A 15,601-nucleotide genomic window follows, 5' to 3' on the forward strand; every position below is an offset into this window, starting at 1 on the left:
TATCGGCCGCGCGACGCTGTACAAGTATTTCCCGGATGTCGAATCGATCTTGATGGCCTGGCATCAACGCCAAGTTGCGGCCCACCTGCAGCACTTGACCCGAGTCCGGGAGCACGCGGGAACGCCGGGACAGCGGCTCGAAGCAGTTCTTCAGGCTTTTGCCCTCATAACCCACCGGCACCACGACACTGATCTGGCGGCTCTCCTGCACCGGGGTGAGCACGTCATCCAAGGTCAGCAGCAGCTTCACGCCTTTCTCCAAACCCTCCTGGCCGAGGGGGCGCAAAGCGGCGAACTCCGGGCGGATATCGAGCCTGCTGAACTGGCCAGCTACTGCCTGTATGCTTTGACTGCCGCTAGCAGCCTGCCTTCTCTGGCTGCAGGGCAGCGACTGGTGTCAGTCACGCTGGCTGGCCTGCGTCCCCCCCCTTGATGCCAGTTCAGGCAACACAACCGTTGAGGCGCAAACGAACTTTGGGGCTGGTCTACCTCATTCGTCTTCAAAGAATCTCAGATGTAGAACCGCGTGATGTGTAGGAAGCTGTCCGTTAAGCGAACGTAGTTTGGCTACCGGAGTTTGATCCCAGCAGAATAGTTGGGTGACCCGCCGTGCTTCCCCCAGTGACATTGACGAAGACATGTATCACTTCAGGGTGCCGTATTTGGTGTGAAAGCCAGAACATGCGGCGCAGCGAAAGTATCCGCTACGTGAGGGGTTGAATGCGCTGTTTTGGATGGCCCGGACGGGGAGTCAGTGGGCGTATTTGCCACATGATGTTCCACCGTACAAGATCGTCCATGAGCAGGCGATGCGTTGGTTTGAGCGGGGGTGTTTTGAGACGCTGCGCCATGATTTGCGCCTCCTGACGCGTCAGGAGGCACTGAAGAACAACGAACCCACGGTGGCGATCATCGACAGCCGAACGTTGCACAGCACGCCAGAGAGCGGCCACCGAGCCGGATATGATGGCGGCAAGAAGCGTCACGGCACCAAAATTCATAGGGCTGTCGATACGCTGGGCAACCTCATCACGGTGCTGGCAACCCCAGCCAATGAACAAGACCGGGCACAGGTCCGTGACCTGTGCCTCCACGTTCAGGACGTGACCGGAGCGAACGTCGAAGTGGTCTACGCCGATCAAGGGTATACGGGCGATCAAACCGCTCTGGATGCCGCAGAGCGAGGGGTTGAACGACAAGTCATCCAACGGCCCAGCGGGAAAACGGGAGTTATCTTGCTCCCCCAACGCTGGATGGTCGAACGCTCGTTTGCTTGGACATCCCGGTTTCGACGTCTTGGAAGAGATTTGGAACCGTTGTCTTCCACCCTCATCGGCTTTCACTTCGTTGCAGGCTGCCTTCTGCTCCTGAACACACGTCATCCGATTTTCGGTTCGCTTGCCGGATAGCTTCTAAGCGCGGCGCGGCTCAAGTCATCGCCTGAATCCGTGCTCGAGAGCAAAAACGCGCCCCCTTCAGGGCGCGTTTTGCTTGTGGTCGGGCAGACAGGATTCGAACCTGCGACCCCTTGGTCCCAAACCAAGTGCGCTACCGGCCTGCGCTACTTCCCGAACACTGGGGTGATCAACCAGAATCGAACTGGCGTTTCCTGATCCACACTCAGGCGTCCTGCCGCTGGACGATGGTCACCATACCTGGAAAGGCCTGACTTTTCTATTGTTCGCCACTAAGAGACTCGATCCTTCATCCTGCGCGTCTCTCAGTGGCATCACGTTCTGCTGGATTGGCGATCCCGACGGGAATTGAACCCGCGACCTTCCGGCTGACAACCGGGTGCGCTGCCACTGCGCTACGGAACCGTGTGGTGACCTCAGCCGGGTTCGAACCGGCGATCTTCTGAGTGAAAGTCAGACGTGTTCAACCACTCCACCATGAGGCCACGGGAGGCGACAGGCAGATTCGAACTGCCGGATGACCTGTTGCAGAGGTCTGGGTTGATCCACTTCCCTATGTCGCCTCGGGGTGGATGGGGTTACGGGAGCAAGACACGCAGCAGAGCGGTCTTAGGGGAGGAGCCGGTGTTCCGGACAGGCGAGAGCTTCTCGCGGATCTCGGTGATGACCTGGATGCTCCGGGGGGCACACGCGCGGCCGTTCCAGATCCTCCAAGCGGCCAGCGAGGTGCGGCGCGAGGTGGGGGTGGAGGGGGCGGGTCGTGTTCATGCCGGGCAGTCTACGGAGTACAGGCCCGCCCGTCATCGGCCACGTGGCGGGGGCATGGCTAGGCCAGATGGTCGGGCAAGAGTGAGCGGCGGCCTGGATCCTGTGTTGGTTCCGGTGAGAGCAGATTTGCTTGCAACGCTCCAAACCGGTTACCCCTCCCGGAATGCATGACCACCACAGCTGGGCCACAGGCGCGTTCGCGGAACGGGCGTTCCTGCACGCACGAGTTGAGCAGGGCCGCCTGTCGTTTCAGCCTGCGTGCGGCCCAGTCACCGCCTGAAGGTGACTGGGTCAGCGATTTACAGAGCCTCTGAATTTTGAAACTGTCTCACAGTTCACCTGAGACGGTGGTTTAGCCCTTGACGGTGGTTTTAGCGATTGAGGAACGCCCCAGTTGGCTGAATCCACTCAGGCAGCCGCTACAGGAGTCACCACCACTGGACGTTGCAGCCGCACCCGGTTCAGCAGCAGGGCGTTGACCGTCACAATCACCGTGCTGGCACTCATCAACAAGGCCGCCCATTCGGGGCGCAGGAGAATCCCGTAGCTGGGGTAGAGCACTCCTGCAGCAAAGGGGATGGCCAAGACGTTATAGGCCGCGGCCCAGAACAGATTTTGTTTGATCTTGCTCCGCACGCGGCGGGCCAGGTCGATGCTGCTGGCCACGTCGGCTGGATTGTTGCGCACCAAGATCACGTCCGCGGTCTCGACAGCCACATCGGTTCCGGCGCCAATGGCCACCCCGACATCCGCTTGTGCCAAGGCTGGGGCGTCGTTGACCCCGTCTCCGACCATCGCCACATTCCGGCCCTGTGCTTGCAGGCTGATGATCTGCGCAGCCTTGTCTTCAGGCAACACGTCTGCAATCACCACATCGATCCCCAGCTCCCGCGCGACCGCTTCCGCCGTCCGGCGGTTGTCCCCGGTCAGCATCACGGTCTGTACGCCCGCTGCATGGAGCAGCTGAACGGCTTGCCGGGCCGTCTCGCGCACGGTATCCGCCACTGCGACCACACCTAAGAGCTGGCCCTGTGTCGCCACGTACATGGCCGTTTTTCCATCTGAGGAGAGCGCGTCTGCCCGCTCGGCCAGCGTTCCCACCTCCAACCCCTCCCGTTCCATCAGTTTGCGGTTGCCTAGCCACACCTGCTGACCGTCTACCGTGGCCACCACGCCGTAACCTGGGATGGAATCAAAGCTTTCCGGTGGCCGCACTTCCAGGCCTCTTTGCTTCGCGCCGGCGACGATGGCTTCGGCCAACGGATGCTGAGACGGCTGGTCAGCGCCCGCTGCCAACCGGAGCAAGTCGAGTTCATTGACGCCCTCCGCCGGGATCAGGTCGGTCAACGCGGGTTTGCCGGCGGTCAGCGTGCCCGTCTTATCAAACACGACGGTATTGACGCTGGCCATTGCTTCCAACGCCGAGGCATTCTTGAACAGCACGCCTTCCCGGGCGCCTTTTCCGACGCCCACCGTGATCGCTGTGGGCGTGGCCAACGCCAGCGCGTCCGGGCAGGCAATGACGATGGCCGACACCGCGGCTGTGAGCGCGAACACGACACTTTCGCCCAGCAGCATCCAGACCAGGAAGGCCAGCAGGCCGGAGCCCAAGGCCACGAAGACGAGGTACTTCCCGGCCGTGTCTGCTAGGCGCTGGGCCGGCGCTTTGCTGGCCTGGGCATTCTGAACGAGCTGCACAATCTGCGAGAGGGCCGTGTCACTCCCGACCGCGGTCGCCCGGAACGTGAACGCGCCGTTTTGATTCACAGTGCCGCCCGTGACCTTTACCCCCGTATTCTTGACGACTGGGATTGGTTCTCCGGTGATCATGCTCTCGTCGACGTAACTCTCGCCCCGGATCACTTCTCCATCAACCGGCACGCGGTCGCCGGGACGAACGGCCAGTTCATCCCCGACCAGCACTTGATCCAGAGGAACTTCTGTTTCTTGCCCGGCACGCAGGACACGAGCAGTGGGTGGGGTGAGCTTCAGCAGTGCTTCCACGGCCCGTCCGGTCGCAAACCGGGAGCGCATCTCCAGCCAGTGCCCCAGCAGGGAGAGCGAGGTCAGCATCGCGGCGGCTTCGAAGAAGACTTCTCCTCCGCCCAAGAAGAGCGTGACCACCACCGAGAACAACCAGGACACCAGGATGCCCGTGGCGATCAGGGTCATCATGTTGGCCTCAGCGCGTTTTAGGGCCCGCCACGCCGCCGAAACAAACGGCCAGCCACCCCACCACACGACGGGGGTGGCCAGAATCAGCCCGAACCAAGCCATCGATAGGCCGAAGGGGGGCATGGCTGTGAACCCGAAAATCTCTCCGATAGGGGAGAACAAGACCACTGGGACGGTCAGCACCAGACTGAGGACGAAGCGGCGCAGCAGATCGGTGGCCATCTCAGCGCCGTGCCCGGCGTGTTCGTCATGGTTCATGGGTGTGGCGGCGTGTCCACTGTGACCCATGGCGGCATGATCTGCACCCGGCTCCTCTGCTCCTGAAGGGTGATGGACGTGAGAGGAGGCCGCAGCAGGGCTGGGCATGGAGTGTTCCACTGCATGGGAGGTGTGACCCAACTGCGGATGCCCGGGCTGGGCTGCAGAAGGAGCGCGATCGGTGCAGGCGCAGGCGTAACCGGCCGCCTGGAGCCGGTTACGCAAGACGCGTTCCGTGACCGAGCCGAGCAGGTAGCTGAGGTGAGCAACGCCGCGAGTGCGGTCGAGATGCACACTCTCAACGCCCTCCAGCTGAGCCAGGTGGCGCTCTAGATCTGCGAATTCAGACGCGTCATAGCAGTTCTTGAAGGCCACCTCCAACACTCTGGTGGGCGGCGTGCTGGAAGGGCTCGGATGGTGCTCAATTGAATGGTCTCGCATGGTCGTCTCTCCGTGGTGCAGGTGTGGTGCCGAAGGGGCAGGAACGGTCTTGGGGGTTGATGGTCTGCCCTCTCGACCCGTCAGACTCTTGTTCGGCAATTGCGGGCTGAGGCAGAGTTTGGGTCGACTTCAGGCGAAAACCTTGAACCGTTAGGCAATCCCCTAGGGGGGGTATAAGTCCTTAAGAGAGGTGAGGTCATCAAGGGTAGGAAGATCTGCTGAGAAAGAGTCTGTTTGCCCACGATGGGCACACTAAAACTATGTTTCAAAGGAGTAGGGTTGAGGATGTTCTGGTCGTGTTTGGCCACTCGTCAATCCTTGGGCTATTTCAAGCCTATATCCTCCCCAGGGGGATTGCAAGAGGGAGATTGAGCAGTGACGTTCACCAAGCCAGTCCTGAAGCGTGAACCCCGGTAACAGCCAGATCAGGCGACCCTCCAGGCTCATGCCATCCTTTTCAAGTGGATAGGCACCTTAACACCACGGAAACACAGCGCGATTAACGTGAGCGCTGTGAAGCTTCTCTGGATAACTTGTGCAGCCCTGCTTTTTTCCCCCGTGGCCCATGCGGCGCCTTACGCCCAGCAGACCAGCTTCGGCCTCCCAGTAGCCACGGTTCAAGCGGCGCAGACACAGACGAGCGTGACCGGCACCTGGCAGCCTCTCCCCACGCTTCAAGGGGGCCGCCTGGAGAGTGCGCCCATGACCGTTCCGCCCTTCAATGAACTGATTCCCAGTTGGAATGTTCTCGGAGCCGTGGGCTCTCCCTTTACTCTAGAGGTGCGCGTTCGCCGGCCCAGCGGCCAATGGACGCCCTACTTCAACTTTGGCGTCTGGCGCGCGGCAGGAAAACGCTTGAGCGCTCCTGTGGTGAAGATGGGAGACGGCACGGTCAACACCGATACGCTGACCCTGCCGTACCGAAGCACAGCCTTTCAGTACCGGGTCGCAGTGGAAGCGGGCCAACAGGTCACGCTGCTGTCGCCGCAGATCCGCGGGCCCAACTGCTGGCGAAATACGGCCGCCCAGAGAACAACGTGAACGCCTACCAAGCTATCTCACCGAACTTCTTTCTTTAAAACCTGAAAGGACGTTCCCTGCAACTTCACCACGCTACGGCAGACACCCACGTGCCGTACCGATTTTCTCAAGTCCTGGCAGGGGCCTTGAAGCAGGCGAAGCAACCCCATGTCCTGTTCACCTACGCCAATGACAACCATGACCTCAGCAACAACTTGACGCTGGCATTGGCGCGTTCCGTCGCGTTTTTCAAGCAGAATTTGTAGATGATCGAAGGAACCCCGTGATCCAACACATAAGCCAATCGGCGCGGTGATCGAACTCGCGCCCACCGGCAGGCTTTTGCCTGCATGCCATTCCGCCTGCTTCACCCCGCGACTTTCGTGCAAGTTGCTTTGCTGATCAGTGGGGTAAGCGTCTTCACGGTCGACGAGACCTTGTCCAGTCCGGCCTGGTTCAAAGGGGAGACCCTGGGTGCAGCGTTTGAAGTGAGGCAAGCCCTTCAGTTGCCTGACGTCCCTGCCCCATCGCACTGCGCCGCTAAGCGTCATCCATCCAACTGTGTTAAAGCTGTGAAGGGGAGAAGGGTATCTATTGATGACGGTGTCAATATGGGTTGCTCTCTTGGGTCAAGTATGGCCTCTTGGCACCGAACTCAAGGCGCGGCTCCGCTCAGGTTGGCAGCGAGTGCGGGACATCCGCTTGCCACAACGGCTCACGGCAGCAACTCCGATCTGAATCGGCATCAATAGGGCTGTATGAGCTCGTGGAGGGGGCGACGATCGACGTCAGCCACAATCAGGTCGCGGAAGGTCACTTGGAAACCCTCGCGCTCTGGACTGCAGGCCATCACACCCACCTGCGCGGGCAGACCTGCCGGAAAGTAGGCCACGCGCAGCAACGTCCAAGGCGTGCCTTGGTCTGGCTGTGCATGGACGATCAGGGCATCGCCGCGCCGGATGACTCGGAACGTGACCTCAGAAAGATTGGCCGCAGGAGTGACGCTCCAATCGGAGTGTTCGTGCGTGACAACTGTGCTCCATTGCTGACGGCCCACGTATTCCACGCCGGTCTTCACCCACTGGGTTTCGCTGGCCCGCACCATGAGACCTGCCTGGTCATACAAGTGTTCGTACATGCCCTGCACGCGCACGCTCGCTGTGAATTCAAGTGGAGCCATCCCGAGGAGGGCATGGCCGTTATCTCGCACGAACCCATATTGGGTGGTACGCCAAAAGTCCGTGCGGTGTCCTGTGGCGATCTCCAGCGCACCGTCTTCCTGCTCCTGCGCATAGGGGGGTGGCGCATGCCAGATGAGGTTGTTCCACATCCTTACAGCCTAGCTCCTGAGTATCAAAAGCGACCCGGAGGCTCCCTCTGTATTTGGTTCAATTCTTCTCTCACCTATTTCAACAGGTGTAAATCAGAGTTGTGGTATTAAGTGAGGTCTTGTGCAGGACGTGTCCTGGCCTGCCTCATTGCGCTGAAGGCAACCCCAATTTCTACCGGTATCAATAGACCTCTTGCGAAAGTCGTGGGCTAAGCTGGCAGCGTGGAGCAAGACCGCCTGACACGCCTCCTGAAGATGAACCGCAAGCAATTCCGTCGACGCACCGGGGTGTACCCGGAAACGTTCGCCGAGATGGAAGCAGTGCTGGCTGAACGCGAAGAACGGAAAAAGAAATCTGGCCGCCCAGCCGCGCTTCGCGTGGCTGAACAACTCCTGATGACTCTGGAATTCTGGCGCGAGTACCGCACATTTGCACATCTGGGTGACGATTGGGGCGTCCATGACGATGGCGTGCACCGCACGGTGGAACGCGTGGAAGCAGCACTGATCGCCAGTACGCCATTCCAGATGCCCAGAAAACGCGTGTTTCAGGAAGCGCAACTCGTCTACAGCATCGTGGCGGTCGATGCTTCTGAAGTGCCGTGCGAACGACCCAAAAAAAGCAGCGCCGCTGGTACAGCGGCAAGAAAAAGCGGCATACCCTGAAGTTTCAGGTGCTGATGTGCACGGTGACGCAGCGCATCCTCGGCACGGCCACGAGTGCTGGGGCGGTTCATGATGTGAAGCTCTTTCGTCAATCTGGAGTGCGGTTGCCCCACGAGACGGCCCTGATCGGGGATGCCAGGTACCAGGGACTCTGGCGGAGCCACGGGCAGGCCATCACCCCCCATCAGGCGACGCGCGCGTCGCCTCTCTCCACCGACCAGCGCCAGGAAAACCGCGTGCTGGCCCATACCCGGCAGAGTATTGAGCATGTCATTCGCCGCATGAAGATTTTTCGTGTCCTGAAGGGCGTCTATCGCCATCGACGGCGTCGTTTCGCCCTCCGGGTTCAGCTCATTGCCGCGCTCTGCAACCTGACCCGAGCCTGCCCGTCATGACTTTCGCAAGAGGTCTAATAAACAGTTTGTCTCAGCCCTCACCCCCAGCTGACCCGCCGTTCGCTGGCTTTGGCGCCCGATGAGTTGGATCACAACTGCTGAAATTCTGACGAGGGGTCAAGGGGCAGCTTATCTGCGGGCCAGATATACCGGAGCCGCTTCACCTTCCCGCCGCCGGGAGGGGACCAGACTTCCTCATCCGCGCACCTCCCACCCTGGTGTTCATAGAAATTCCGCGCGTCGTGGTTGGCGTCCAGAACCCATAAGTAGAGGCTGGACGCTGGACTTTGAGCCCGGCAATCGCGAGCGACTTTGCGCAGTAAGGCAGCGCCGATGCCCGTTCCCTTCAGGGTCGGTTGAACATGCAGGTTGTCGAGCAACGTGCCCCAGTGTGGATGGTCATTGGAGTAGATGCAGCTGAATCCCACCAAGCTCCCGTCGAGTTCGGCGACGGTCACGTTCTGGCGTTGATCTGGTTGCTGCAACCGGCTCGTCCAGAGGCGTGTTCGGTCGGTGAGGATGTCACCGTCAAGGAAGGCGTCGCTAAACTGGCCCCGGTAAGCAGTGCGCCAGCTCAGCGCGTGAAGTTGCGCGACGGCGAGGGCATCAGCAGCGGCCGCTGGCCGGAGTTGAATCATGCCGCAATGATAGGCACTCTGCGGCGTGCTCTGGAACGGGTTGGCGTCGCGTCCTGCCGGGTTTACTCCGGAATGTCCGATCCACGGCCGCAGCTACCGGGAAGAAGTCCGGTCGGGACTCAGCCGCGTGGAAATGTACCGTCCTCCGCAGAGTTGAATCAGCTCTCAATCTCGATTAGACATCTGAGCATACATTCATATATAGTTCTGTCATGACGGCTTCTCGACCCATTTCCGGTGCCACGGAACTTGACTACTTTGTCGAAGGCATGGACTGCCCCACCTGCGTCCGCAAAATTGAAGGGGCTCTGGAACGCATGCCAGGGACGAACAATGCCCGAACCAACCTGACCAAGCAGATGCTCACCCTGACGCTTGACGAGACGCAAACCCCTCGGGCCACCTTGGAAAAGACCCTACGCAGCCTGGGCCACGAACCCCGCCTGATGAACGGCGAACACGGCGATAGGGCGCACACCCCCCGGGCCTGGTACCGCACCAATCAAGGTCGCCTGGTGTTGACCACGGGCGCGTTGCTGGTACTGGCGTTCCTGTTCGGCCTGCTCGAGCCTGCTCTGGCCGCCTGGGGCTACGTGGCCGCCACGTTGATCGGAACGTGGCCGCTGGCCAAGAAGGCGGTCGCTGCGGCCCGTGCCGGAGACCCCTTCAGCATCAACACCTTGGTGACCCTGGCGGCTATCGGTGCTCTGACCATCGGAGAGGGTGCCGAAGCGGCGGTGGTCGTGTTTTTCTTCGCCATCGGGGAACTGCTCGAAGGCATCGCTGTGGGCCGTGCCCGCAGCGGCATTCAGGCCCTGGCCGCGCTCGCCCCCAAGACTGCCTTCGTGCTGAAAAAAGGCAAGGTCTTCGAGGTGCCCGCCGATACGCTGCAGGTCGGACAGTTCGTGCAGGTTCAGCCGGGCGGCCGCGTTCCCGCTGATGGCACCATTCTCGAAGGTCAGTCGAGCCTCGACGACTCCCCCGTGACCGGCGAGAGCGTGCCTGTGTTCAAGACGGTGGGCGACACTGTCTACGCGGGGAGCATCAACACCGACGGCGTGCTGAAAATTCACGTCGATACGGCTGCCAGCGACAACACCATCGCGCGCATCATTCACCTGGTCGAGCAGGCGGAAGCCAATAAAGCACCTGTGGCACGTTTTATCGACCGTTTCTCGCGTGTCTACACGCCTATCGTCGTGCTGATTGCCACCCTCACAGCCATCCTGCCCCCCTTGCTGCTGAACGGCAGCTGGAACGAGTGGCTGTACAAAGGTGTGGCCCTGCTGCTCATCGGTTGTCCCTGTGCTCTGGTCCTCAGCGTGCCCGCTGCCATCACGAGCGGCATCAGCGCTGGAGCCCGCCGGGGGCTGCTGATCAAAGGTGGCGCGGCGCTGGAAGCCATCGGCAGCGTCAAGACCATTGCCTTTGACAAGACCGGCACCCTGACTGCCGGGCAGCCGAAAGTGACCGACGTTGTGCCGTTCGGAACGGAGGCAGGCGAAGTGCTGCGGCTTGCAGCGGCGGTAGAGCAGGGTTCCAGTCATCCGCTGGCCAAAGCCATTCTGGGGCACATCCAGGGCGTGGAGCTGCCTGCCGTCCAAGAGGCCCGCGCTCTGCCCGGCAGAGCAGTCCTCGCGACCCTGGATGGCCGGGAGCTGGCTGTCGGCTCTCCCCGTTACGCCCGGGAACAGGGCGCCCTGACCGCCGAGGTCGAAGTGGAAGCGCAGAAGTTGGAGGCTCAGGGGAAAACCGTCGTCACTCTACTGGACGGAGCACGCATTCTGGGCCTGATCGCCATCCGCGACGAACCGCGGGCCGACGCGCGGGAAGCCATCGTGCAGCTCAAAGCTCTGGGCGTGCGCCCCCTGATGCTGACCGGAGACAATGCCCGAACCGCACAGGCCATTGCTCAAGACCTTGGGTTGGACGTGCAGGCCGAACTGTTGCCCGAAGACAAACTGCGCTTGATTGAGGACTTGAAACGTCAAGGCGGCGTGGCGATGGTCGGAGACGGCATCAATGACGCTCCTGCACTGGCGGCCTCGGATGTCGGCATTGCCATGGGAGGCGGAACGGACGTGGCCCTGGAAACGGCCGACGCCGCCCTGCTCCGCCATGAAGTCGGCGGCGTGACTGAGCTGGTGCAGCTCTCGCGGGCGACCATGAGGAACATCAAACAGAACGTCATCTTCGCGGTGGGGCTCAAAGCCGTTTTTCTGGTCACCACCCTGCTCGGCATTACGGGTTTGTGGCCCGCCATTCTGTCCGACACGGGCGCGACCGCACTGGTGACCGCTAACGCCCTCAGATTGCTGCGCTTTCAGGGCGGGGGAGTCCAAACCAAGACCAAAGTGCAGCGGCAGCCAGTGCCGAACGCAGGCACACTATGACCGGGGCCTTGATGGAACAGCGTGCGGCCGAAGTGGACTGTGAGACAGCCTGCACCCACCCGGAAGCTGTGGCCCGCGCCCGCACCAGGCTGCCGGATGACGGAGGGGGACAGGCAGGCCTCGCAGCTGGGTATCAACTCGCAGCTGGGTATCAACTGCAGCGGCAGGGAGCCGAGTTCTGAATCCTTGATGCGAACGCCCGAACCGGAGACGTTGGTTCGGGCAGGAAGGTGAGGTTCAGGGTTCGGGCGTGCGGATTCAGGAAGTCCTGAGCGCGATTCCGGCGCTTGAATCCTTGCTGATTTCGCTCTTGTCACCGTGTTCAGCGATGTTCTTGCCAAGTGATGTTGTTGCAATGGGCACCCCTGATGACCTGCTGGTGGTCGACGTTCATCAGACTGGGAATTTCCAGAGCGGGGGTAGAAATCGGTGGTACACCCAGATTGCGTCCCCAATGATGCTCGGTAAAGGTGGGGCTTGGGGCCATCCACGGACAGTCAGCCTCCCTAGATCCAGTTAAGGCGATACACCAGTCAACACCCCTGCTTCGAACGAGTGAACACTTCAATAGGCAAGCCCATGTTTCCACCTTGAGTGGTTCAAGGCCTGTTGCTCATCTTGATGTCTGCCTTGGTCGGCCGTATTCGGCCGCGCTGAGCCGATCTCAAACGCTGCTCGGCCTTCTCCTCTGTCAGTGCGCGCGGCTTCGTCCTTTATTGAATGAGGTGGTGTTGAGCAGTGCCTGTTTGTAACATTTGTTCTAATCTGCTCACAATGGCGCCGTTGACCCACCGGTCACGGAAGGAGAACTCATGCGTACAGGCTTACTTGCCCTCACCACCATTGCCCTTGTCACGCAGGCCCCCGCCGCCTTCGCCTCAGTGCTCAGCTGGCAAGCCCTCCGTCAGGGCGACTCCGGCCGCGATGTCTACACCCTCCAGTACCTCCTCCGGGAATCCGGGCAACCCGTGGATCTCGACGGCATCTTCGGATCCAGTACGAACACGGCGGTGCGCAACTTCCAGGCGGCACGGAGTCTTACCGTGGACGGCATTGTGGGTGGGAACACCTGGGAAGCCCTGATCAAGACCGTTCGGCAGGGCGACAACAACAACGCCGTGCGGGCTGTCCAGGATCAATTGCGCGCTGGTTACGGCTACTCCTCGGTCACCGTGGACGGCATTTTCGGCGCGGGTACGAACACCGCGGTTCGAGATTTTCAGACCAAACGCGAACTGGGCGCTGATGGCATCGTCGGGCTCAATACTTGGCATGCTCTGGTCACTGGAACCAGTACGCCGACCACCGGCACGACGGCCAGCCTGGCCACACAGATCCTGAACAGCAGCCGCATTGCCCTCGGAACGAGCAGCAGCACCACCGGGGGGAGTCCCCGCCAGAACATCATCGACACGTCCAATGGTCTGGTGACCAAGCGCGGGTGTAACGGCAACGCCAACTGTGGCCTGACGACCACCCTGAAGCGCTCCATGCTGGAGGGGGCGCTGAAGATGGCGAACGCGGGAAACTCGTATCACATCACGTCTCTGGCCGGTGGCGTGCACTCGACGAACTCTGACCATTACGCGGGCCTGGCGATCGATATCGGGATCTGGAATGGAACCAGCCTCTCGACACCGAACAGTGCCCATACCGCCGCGCGCAATGCCTGTATCGCCGCGGGTTCAGATCCGAGCCAGACGTTCAATGCGTATAACGACTCTTCGGGGCGGCACAACAACCACGTGCACTGCGCCTGGAATTGAGGTCAGCACTCAGCAGGAGGGACACCTAGGCGGGTGTCCCTCCTTTGTGACATGCGAACGGGGGAACGCCCGCACTTTACGGACTCCGATCAAAAGCGGTGTTGAGTCAATCACGGCAGGTCAGTATCCCTCCGTCTGGTGAAGGCGAGACCGTTGTAGAGGCGCAGGTGGTCATTCAAGGGAGACTCCCTGAACTCAATCCACGGCGCGGAACCCTGTCGTTTACGGTACGAAGCGCGGTTTCCGGGCCCAGTGCACAAGCGGCAACCCTCTCGATTTAGAAAGGAGCGTTGCGGAATCTGGCGCTGTCATTGACAGCGTCTCTCCAGTGATCGCTGGCCTAGGGGAACGGTCAGTACCGCGGCGCGACCGATCAAGGCAACACAGCGCTGTAGGTAGCTGCTTCAGCCGAAGTGAACTGACCTGCCATTGCGGCCTCATTCAAGCCAACAAACTGCGCATGGGACGCGCCATCCTCCATCTGCAGCTCCTGCTGACCCCAGCACAGAAGCCTCTCAAGGTCGCAGCTTCGGTGACGTGCAATCAGCGCCCGAGCTTCCACACGCGCACCGTGCCCTCAACGCCCAGAGTCACGAGCTGCCCGTCCTCCGTAAACGCGAGGGAGTCTGCCCACCCTCCATTGCCAGACAAGCTCTGCACGACGCGTCCCGACGTCACATCGTGAACGACCACGGTGCTGCCGTACCCCGCGATCACCAGATGCGTCCCATCTGGGGTGAACATCCCGGCACGGGCCTGCCCAGGGGCGAACCACAGCACTCGGCTACTCGTCACGTCCGTCAACTCCACTCCGTCCGCCTGAAGCCAGGCAGCACGCGTCCCGTCCGGAGACAGCCGCGCAGGGATGCCCTCCTCGGACAAAATCTTCACGTGCGCCTGTTGACCGCTCAGGGTCATCAGATCGGTGGTCGAGCCTTCCATCCCCGCGTAACCAGCGAGGAGTCGCTCCCCTCCTACACTGATCGAGAGCCACTCGTAAAACACAGGTTGGCGCAGCGCCCATTGTTGTGGCGTCCAGGACGCGCCCTGAAAGCGGTACAGGGCGTCTTTCGTCAGAGCCACCACGGTGCTTCCCTGGCTCGCGGCGACAGTCACGCCCTTCAGGAGCAGGCGAGGTGCGCCTCCATTGAGGTTCCACCGCAGCAGGCGTCCCCCTTCCAAGGTCACCACCTCCTTGTTCGTCGCGCCGACCGGCAGGGCCGCCCCACCCTGACCGAAGGTGCCCGATACCTGACCCGTGGTGAGATTCACGCTCACCACGGCTCCCTCGTCGAGATTCACGAAGGCATGCGTTCCTGCCGTGACCACTGCGCCCTGATTCTGTCCGAAGATCGTCAGCTTCACCGCCTTCGCCTGCCGGGTTCCCAGATTCACTTGAAACAGGCCCTGAGATCCAGCCACCCAGAGATGCTGGCCGTCCGCAGACCAGGCTGCTTGCCGCCACCCGAAATTCACGGCGGTGATGGTGGGGGAGAGCAGCCGTGGTTGCCGAGAAGCTGCGCGTTCCTGGAGGGTCAATTGCGGGTCTCTCTCCTTGTTACCCACTGCCAACAGCAGTGTTCGGGCACCTGCGGACATGGCCATCACGTCCGCCTGACCGATGGCGAGTTGGGTCACGCGAGAGGTCTGCATGTCTACCAGCTGCCAGCCGCCGCCTACCCTCACGGCGACGAACTTGCTGTCCGCCGAGAAGACGGGCTGTCCGGAGGTGGCGCCGAGCGTCTTCATCCGTGCCGTGCGCCCGTTGCGGCGTTGTGCAGGTGCAGCTTCCTGCCCTGCACGACGACAACGGTGCGTCCGTCCGGGGCCACCTCCGCCGCCTCTCCACGGGCCAGGACGACGGGCGCGGCGTCTCCGCGGGCGGGCACGGTGGAAACCGTGCCCTCACTGACACTCAGCAGGTGACCGGTGCGGTTGAGGCTGAATTGGAACTGGTAGCGCGAGTAAACGTGACGGCCCACCATCTCACCCGTCGCGACATCCCACACCCGAATCGTGTCGGGAACTCCCGAGCAATTGGCCGCGGCGAGCAGGCCATCCGGTGAGAACATGACGGCCTGGGAGAGGCAGTCTTCCGCTGGAAGGGCCCGGAGGACACGGCCGGTTCTCGGGTCACGCAGCAGACGCCGTGCCCCGCCGCTGAGCAGCAGGGTTCCGTCCGGAGAGAGTGCGACTGAGGAGGTGCGGCCCTCACCCACCACGAGGTGCGGGGTGGGAACTGCGGGATGGACGCCGCATTCACCGGGGACGCGATCAGGACAGAACACAGGACAGCGTGTGTGAAGGGGCGCATGACCACATCGTACTGGCATGGT

14 protein-coding genes, 5 tRNA genes and 1 pseudogene are annotated in these 15,601 nt (G+C 61.5%); 9 read left to right on the forward strand and 11 right to left on the reverse strand.

Annotated features, from left to right (window positions below; translation table 11 throughout):
- Positions 1-52: 52 nt before the first annotated feature.
- Positions 53-433, forward strand: a complete 381-nt coding sequence (locus M1R55_RS24335) for a hypothetical protein (protein ID WP_371827288.1) — start codon at positions 53-55, stop codon at positions 431-433.
- Positions 434-599: 166 nt separating this feature from the next.
- Positions 600-1,409 (forward strand): annotated as a pseudogene (locus M1R55_RS24340) (IS5 family transposase).
- Between the two features lie 85 nt (positions 1,410-1,494).
- Here the strand turns inward: M1R55_RS24340 and M1R55_RS24345 are convergent.
- The 6 genes from M1R55_RS24345 to M1R55_RS24370 all read right to left on the reverse strand — a co-directional run bounded on the left by M1R55_RS24345 (position 1,495) and on the right by M1R55_RS24370 (position 5,057).
- Positions 1,495-1,571: transfer RNA gene (locus tag M1R55_RS24345), tRNA-Pro, on the reverse strand.
- 5 nt (positions 1,572-1,576) lie between these two features.
- Positions 1,577-1,650, reverse strand: a tRNA-His gene (locus M1R55_RS24350).
- A gap of 95 nt (positions 1,651-1,745) precedes the next feature.
- A tRNA-Asp gene (locus tag M1R55_RS24355) sits at positions 1,746-1,820 on the reverse strand.
- Positions 1,821-1,823: 3 nt separating this feature from the next.
- A tRNA-Glu gene (locus M1R55_RS24360) sits at positions 1,824-1,900 on the reverse strand.
- 5 nt (positions 1,901-1,905) lie between these two features.
- Positions 1,906-1,978 (reverse strand) — tRNA-Cys (locus M1R55_RS24365).
- A gap of 613 nt (positions 1,979-2,591) precedes the next feature.
- Positions 2,592-5,057, reverse strand: a complete 2,466-nt coding sequence (locus tag M1R55_RS24370) for a copper-translocating P-type ATPase (protein WP_249395470.1) — start codon at positions 5,055-5,057, stop codon at positions 2,592-2,594.
- Between the two features lie 702 nt (positions 5,058-5,759).
- Between M1R55_RS24370 and M1R55_RS24375 the strand changes: the two genes are divergently transcribed.
- Positions 5,760-6,098 carry a hypothetical protein gene (locus M1R55_RS24375; protein ID WP_249395471.1) on the forward strand — a complete coding sequence of 113 codons (339 nt, stop codon included), beginning with the start codon at positions 5,760-5,762 and terminating at the stop codon, positions 6,096-6,098.
- Positions 6,099-6,187: 89 nt separating this feature from the next.
- Positions 6,188-6,343, forward strand: coding sequence for a hypothetical protein (locus M1R55_RS32430; RefSeq protein WP_371827289.1), 156 nt, complete (start codon positions 6,188-6,190; stop codon positions 6,341-6,343).
- A gap of 479 nt (positions 6,344-6,822) precedes the next feature.
- Here M1R55_RS32430 and M1R55_RS24385 read toward each other — a convergent pair whose 3' ends face one another.
- Entirely contained in the window at positions 6,823-7,407 is a 585-nt protein-coding gene (locus M1R55_RS24385; protein ID WP_249395473.1) for a DUF1349 domain-containing protein, read from the reverse strand.
- A gap of 222 nt (positions 7,408-7,629) precedes the next feature.
- On the opposite strand from M1R55_RS24385, the gene M1R55_RS24390 reads away from it, so the two are divergent.
- On the forward strand, positions 7,630-8,073 hold the full coding sequence (locus M1R55_RS24390; RefSeq protein ID WP_249395474.1) for a transposase family protein: 444 nt from the start codon (positions 7,630-7,632) through the stop codon (positions 8,071-8,073).
- A complete protein-coding gene (locus M1R55_RS24395) occupies positions 8,010-8,468 on the forward strand; it encodes a transposase family protein (protein ID WP_249395475.1) in 459 nt (152 codons plus the stop codon). The genes M1R55_RS24390 and M1R55_RS24395 overlap by 64 nt, the downstream gene beginning before the upstream one ends.
- Before the next feature lie 89 nt (positions 8,469-8,557).
- On the opposite strand, the gene M1R55_RS24400 is transcribed toward M1R55_RS24395, so the two are convergent.
- Positions 8,558-9,106: a GNAT family N-acetyltransferase gene (locus tag M1R55_RS24400; RefSeq protein WP_249395476.1), complete on the reverse strand. Its 549-nt coding sequence runs from the start codon at positions 9,104-9,106 to the stop codon at positions 8,558-8,560.
- Positions 9,107-9,318: 212 nt separating this feature from the next.
- Between M1R55_RS24400 and M1R55_RS24405 the strand changes: the two genes are divergently transcribed.
- Together M1R55_RS24405 and M1R55_RS24410 are read left to right on the forward strand one after the other, a co-directional pair.
- Positions 9,319-11,499 (forward strand): heavy metal translocating P-type ATPase, encoded by a 2,181-nt coding sequence (locus tag M1R55_RS24405; RefSeq protein WP_249395477.1) that lies wholly within the window; start codon positions 9,319-9,321, stop codon positions 11,497-11,499.
- On the forward strand, positions 11,496-11,681 hold the full coding sequence (locus M1R55_RS24410) for a hypothetical protein (protein ID WP_249395478.1): 186 nt from the start codon (positions 11,496-11,498) through the stop codon (positions 11,679-11,681). The genes M1R55_RS24405 and M1R55_RS24410 overlap by 4 nt, the downstream gene beginning before the upstream one ends.
- Before the next feature lie 140 nt (positions 11,682-11,821).
- On the opposite strand, the gene M1R55_RS24415 is transcribed toward M1R55_RS24410, so the two are convergent.
- Positions 11,822-11,986, reverse strand: a complete 165-nt coding sequence (locus M1R55_RS24415) for a hypothetical protein (RefSeq protein ID WP_249395479.1) — start codon at positions 11,984-11,986, stop codon at positions 11,822-11,824.
- Positions 11,987-12,311: 325 nt separating this feature from the next.
- Between M1R55_RS24415 and M1R55_RS24420 the strand changes: the two genes are divergently transcribed.
- The gene (locus M1R55_RS24420; RefSeq protein WP_249395480.1) at positions 12,312-13,265 is read left to right on the forward strand and encodes a peptidoglycan-binding protein; all 954 of its coding nucleotides are present in this window, start codon (positions 12,312-12,314) and stop codon (positions 13,263-13,265) included.
- 543 nt (positions 13,266-13,808) lie between these two features.
- Here M1R55_RS24420 and M1R55_RS24425 read toward each other — a convergent pair.
- Together M1R55_RS24425 and M1R55_RS24430 are read right to left on the reverse strand one after the other, a co-directional pair.
- Positions 13,809-15,014 carry a WD40 repeat domain-containing protein gene (locus tag M1R55_RS24425; protein ID WP_249395481.1) on the reverse strand — a complete coding sequence of 402 codons (1,206 nt, stop codon included), beginning with the start codon at positions 15,012-15,014 and terminating at the stop codon, positions 13,809-13,811.
- Entirely contained in the window at positions 15,011-15,553 is a 543-nt protein-coding gene (locus tag M1R55_RS24430) for a WD40 repeat domain-containing protein (protein WP_249395482.1), read from the reverse strand. The genes M1R55_RS24425 and M1R55_RS24430 overlap by 4 nt, the downstream gene beginning before the upstream one ends.
- Positions 15,554-15,601: the final 48 nt, after the last annotated feature.

It is taken from the genome of Deinococcus sp. QL22, from assembly GCF_023370075.1.
GTDB lineage: Bacteria > Deinococcota > Deinococci > Deinococcales > Deinococcaceae > Deinococcus.

What these genes read in the sequence shown, in the direction of transcription:
- M1R55_RS24335 (WP_371827288.1), top strand. Translation starts at nt 53, where the DNA reads ATGGCCTGGCATCAACGCCAAGTTGCGGCCCACCTGCAGCACTTGACC.
- M1R55_RS24370 (WP_249395470.1), bottom strand. Translation starts at nt 5,057, where the DNA reads ATGCGAGACCATTCAATTGAGCACCATCCGAGCCCTTCCAGCACGCCG.
- M1R55_RS24375 (WP_249395471.1), top strand. Translation starts at nt 5,760, where the DNA reads ATGACCGTTCCGCCCTTCAATGAACTGATTCCCAGTTGGAATGTTCTC.
- M1R55_RS24385 (WP_249395473.1), bottom strand. Translation starts at nt 7,407, where the DNA reads ATGTGGAACAACCTCATCTGGCATGCGCCACCCCCCTATGCGCAGGAG.
- M1R55_RS24400 (WP_249395476.1), bottom strand. Translation starts at nt 9,106, where the DNA reads ATGATTCAACTCCGGCCAGCGGCCGCTGCTGATGCCCTCGCCGTCGCG.
- M1R55_RS24405 (WP_249395477.1), top strand. Translation starts at nt 9,319, where the DNA reads ATGACGGCTTCTCGACCCATTTCCGGTGCCACGGAACTTGACTACTTT.
- M1R55_RS24410 (WP_249395478.1), top strand. Translation starts at nt 11,496, where the DNA reads ATGACCGGGGCCTTGATGGAACAGCGTGCGGCCGAAGTGGACTGTGAG.
- M1R55_RS24415 (WP_249395479.1), bottom strand. Translation starts at nt 11,986, where the DNA reads ATGGCCCCAAGCCCCACCTTTACCGAGCATCATTGGGGACGCAATCTG.
- M1R55_RS24420 (WP_249395480.1), top strand. Translation starts at nt 12,312, where the DNA reads ATGCGTACAGGCTTACTTGCCCTCACCACCATTGCCCTTGTCACGCAG.
- M1R55_RS24425 (WP_249395481.1), bottom strand. Translation starts at nt 15,014, where the DNA reads ATGAAGACGCTCGGCGCCACCTCCGGACAGCCCGTCTTCTCGGCGGAC.